General features: G+C 57.6%; 2 protein-coding genes. Both read right to left on the bottom strand.

Features of this window, described 5'->3' with window-relative positions:
* Nucleotides 1-1483 (bottom strand): DNA-directed RNA polymerase subunit A' (locus ACREAY_RS10215; RefSeq protein WP_431755671.1); only part of this gene is annotated, 1483 nt, incomplete at its 3' end.
* Nucleotides 1484-1498: 15 nt separating this feature from the next.
* A partial coding sequence (locus tag ACREAY_RS10210; RefSeq protein ID WP_431755670.1) for a DNA-directed RNA polymerase subunit B occupies nt 1499-4306 on the bottom strand: 2808 nt, incomplete at its 5' end.

The following is a 4306-nucleotide window of genomic DNA, read 5'->3' as shown; positions in this document are numbered from 1 at the left end:
CCCCGTACCTTGGAGAGATGAGCTGGTCCTGCACGCGCATCAAAAGCGTCGCTTCTGCGCGCGCTTCTTCGCTTTGCGGCACATGGAGGTTCATTTCGTCCCCGTCAAAGTCCGCGTTGTAGGGCGGGCACACTGCAGGATGCAGGCGGAACGTGCGGTATGGAAGCACGACGACAGAGTGTGCCATGATGGACATCCTGTGCAGCGACGGCTGGCGGTTAAAGATGACGATGTCGCCGTCTGACAGGTGGCGCTCGACGACATAGCCGGTAGCCAGCGAGTCGGCGATGGTCTTTCTGTCGGTGACATAGTCGAGCCTGATCTTGACGCCGTCGGGCCTGATGATATAGTTGGCGCCAGGGTACGTGTTGGGGCCGTTTGTCACCAGCACCTTTAGCTTTTCAAGGTTCCACTGCGAAACCGTCTCCGGTATCGTGAGTTTCTTGGCGACGTCCACAGGGACGCCCACGTTGGATATCGCGAGGTTGGGGTCCGGCGAGATGACTGTCCTGCTAGAAAAGTCGACGCGCTTGCCCGACAATGAACCGCGGAAGCGGCCTTCCTTGCCCTTTAGCCTCTGCGTCAGCGTCTTTAGCGGTCTTCCTGACCTGTGGTGGGCCTGCGGGATGCCGGACACTTCGTTGTCAAAGTATGTAGTGACATGGTACTGCAAGAGGTCTACAAGGTCCTGCACGATGAGTGGCGGGGTGCCTGCCTCCTTGCTCTCCTTGAGGCGCTGGTTGACACGTATGATGTCGACTGACTTGTGCGTCAGGTCGTCTTCAGACCTGATGCCTGTTTCAAGTATTATGGACGGCCTCACGGTCACAGGCGGTACCGGCAGCACCTGCAGCACGAACCATTCCGGCCTTGCAGTAGTCGGGTCGTAGCCCAGGAGCGACAGGTCGTCGTCCGGCACGTGGCTCAGCCTTTCGCGTATCGTTATAGGCAGCAGCCTGTTCTCGCCGGCCTCTGTCTTTTCCACAAATATCGTCGGCTTTGTGAACACCAGGTCGTACTGCTCTTTTGCGCAGTGCGGGCAGGTCTTGACCTTCTTGGCCTTTTCGATTATCTCGTCTCGGATGTTTTCAAGGGTGATGACGGCGTAAGGCGCCTTGCTGTCGCGGATGCCCTTGTAGTATGCCAGCGTCTCAGGGTCCAGCTTTATCCTGTTGCATGACCTGCATGTCGTTAATAGCAATTTGTGCACGTCGTCGACAAACGCGATGTGGAGCACCGGCTCGGCAAGCTCGATGTGACCAAAGTGCCCGGGGCATTTTGCGGACGTGTTGCCGCACGTGGCACATTTTTGCCCCGGCTCTAGCGTCCCGAGCCTGTTGTCCATCAGGCCGCCCTGGACCGGCATGCCATCTTCGTCGTAGGTCTCTGGCGCGGTAACTTCGGCGACTGAGAACTTGCGAACCTCAGTCGGCGACCATACGCTGAACTTTATTCCACTGAGGATCTTGGCAGATTCTTCCATCATCGAAATCCCCTCCTACACCTTCTCCTTGGCTATCAGCCGAGGAGCGATGTTGAGGCTCATCATCTCCTGCAAAAGGAGCTTGAAGGCATACGCAATGACGACTGACGATATCTTGGCTTTCTCGCCGCACACCCTGCACACGTAGCGCCGCTGCTTGACGTCATAGTACGCAAGCAATCCGCAGCGCTCGCAGACGTGCACTTCGGCCTTGTCTGATTCTTCCAAAAGCCGGTCCTTGAGCATCATGGACGCGCCGTAGGCGATAAGGCAGTCGCGCTCCATTTCGCCGAACCTGAGGCCGCCCCCACGTGCGCGGCCCTCTGTCGGCTGCTTGGTCAGCATCTGCACCTGACCCCGTGCCCTGCTGTGTATTTTGTCTGCGACCATGTGGTGCAGCTTTTGGTAATAGACGACGCCCACGTAGACGTCTGCAGGGAAGCGCTTGCCGGTCCTGCCGTCATACATTATTTCCTTGCCGGTGTACTTGAAGCCGTACTGCTCCATCGAGCCTTTGATGTCGTCGAGTTTCTCGCCAAGGAACGCCGAGCCGTCGACTATTTTGCCGCGCAATGACGCTGCTTTTCCGCCAAGCGACTCCATGAACATGCCGACGGTCATCCTAGACGGGAAAGCGTGTGGGTTGATCATGACGTCGGGCACCATGCCGTCTTCGGTGTATGGCACGTCTTCCTGGCTGACGAGCATGCCGACGACGCCTTTCTGGCCGTGCCTTGACGCAAACTTGTCGCCAATCTCTGGGATGCGCATGTCGCGCACCCTGATCTTGTACATCTTGCCGCCTTCCACCGACTGGGTGATGATGACGGTGTCGACCACGCCGTTCTCTGAAGGCCGGACGCCGACTGAGGTGTCGCGCCTGTATGGGCCTTTGACCTCGAATTCCTTGTATTCTTCCATGAACCTTGGCGGGGACGTCCTGCCGATCAGTATGTCGCCGCCGTTCACGACCGCTTCGTGCATGATGGCGCCGTCCGCTTCGAGCAGGCGGTACGCTTTTTCGCCCCGGTAGCCGCGGATGTTGGCGTCTGCCTGCGGGACTTCAAAGCTGTCCTTCATGCCTCCAGGGTATTGTTTCGCTTCGGCCTCGTAGATGCGGTAAAAGAACGTCCTGCCAAGGCCGCGGTCTACTGACGACTTGTTGAACACGACTGCGTCTTCGATGTTGTAGCCTTCAAACGGCAGCACCGCGACGATGCAGTTCTGGCCGGTCGGCCTGTCGTCAAGCCCAAGGAGGTTTATCGCCTTGGTGGTTACCACCGGTATCTGCGGGTACAGCATAAAGTGCTGGCGCACGTAGGTGCTTGCATTCATCAGGGGCGTAGAGAAGCCAAGCGACTGCTTTGCCATCGCGCTCTCGTACGTGTTCCTTGGCGACTGGTTGTGCTCTGGGTACGGGATGATTGAAGCGCCGACGCCAAGTATCGCAGAGGGGAATATCTCCAGGTGCGTGTGGTTTGCAGCCTCGATCTTTTTCGGGTCCATGGCGACAAACGAGTTCTCCTCCTCGTTTGCGTCAACGAGCTCGATGACGCCCATGTAGAGCAGGTCCATCCAGGACAGGAATTTCTTGGACACCTTTTCAATGATTTCCGATGTTACCAGCGGCTTGCCGTCCTTTAGCACCACGAACGGGCGCAGCACCCTGCCGGCGTTGCAGCTGATGTACAGCCTCTTTGTCGCGTTTTCGTTCTGCGAGCTGTAAAGGTAGATTCCCACGTGCGGGTGGATCTTGCCACTTCTCCTCATGGACCTGAGTGTGTCTACAAGGTGATCACCCTTGTCGGCGTAGCCAATGAGCCTGCCGTCGACAAAGACGCGGGTGCCGCTGGCTCGCATCTTTTCGTCGGACTCGTCGACATTCTGGACGCCAAGCTCGTACAGCTTTTCCGTGACCTCGGCTGAAAGCACGTTTACCGAAATGATTGCAGAAAGCGCCAGGTTCTTTACCAGTCCGCAGTTGGACCCTTCAGGCGTCTCGGCTGGGCAGATCCTGCCAAAGTGCGTGGCGTGGAGGTCGCGGGCCTCAAAGTTGGGCTGGCTCCTGCTTAATGGTGATTGTATCCTGCGCAGGTGGCTGATTGTGGACATGTAGTTGGTGCGGTCAAGCAGTTGCGTAACACCAACGCGCCCGCGCCCCCAGTTGCCGGTCGCGATCGCGTTGTTTAGCTTGTCAGACACGATGCCGGGCCTCACTGCCGCAGCGACTGCGTTGATGCCCCTCTTTTGTCCAGAGCGTTCCAGCTGGTACTTCATGTCGCGGATGAGGTTCCTGAACGCGGTCCTGAAAAGGTCAGCAAGCATCTGGCCTGCGAACTTTATTACTTTATTGCCATAGTGGTCCTTGTCGTCTGACTCTATCCAGCCTAGTTTCAGTTCCACAAGCTTGCTTGCGGCCTCGCCAAGGAACAGCGCCTTTTCGTGCCTGTTCTCGGGGTTCTTGCCAATGTGCGGCAAGAGGCCCCAGTCAAGCAGCGTTTCGGCGCGCTTTATCTGGAATTCTTCGAGCATGCCGGGCGCGATTCTCTTTGAAATGTAGACGATCGCGTCGCGGCTGGAAGCCACGTCGCCGGCCTTTTCAAACGAAGGCTCAAGCTCGTCCTGGATGAGGTCGGTGAGCGACACCGAGTCGGCGATGTCCTTGTCAGCTTCCAGGCCCAGCGCGCGGATGAGCGTGATGAGCGGTATGTCGACAGGAGAGCCGGGTATCTTGGTCACTATCGAGCCGTCCGGCCTCATTATGAGCTCCAGTTTTGCGCGATAGCCGACTATGGATGAATATACCTTGGCCTTGTACAGCAA

It is taken from the genome of Nitrososphaera sp. (genome assembly GCF_050748925.1).
Classification (GTDB): Archaea; Thermoproteota; Nitrososphaeria; order Nitrososphaerales; family Nitrososphaeraceae; genus Nitrososphaera.
Note: the sequence above shows the minus strand (reverse complement) of the source record. Positions and strands in the feature narration are given on the sequence as shown.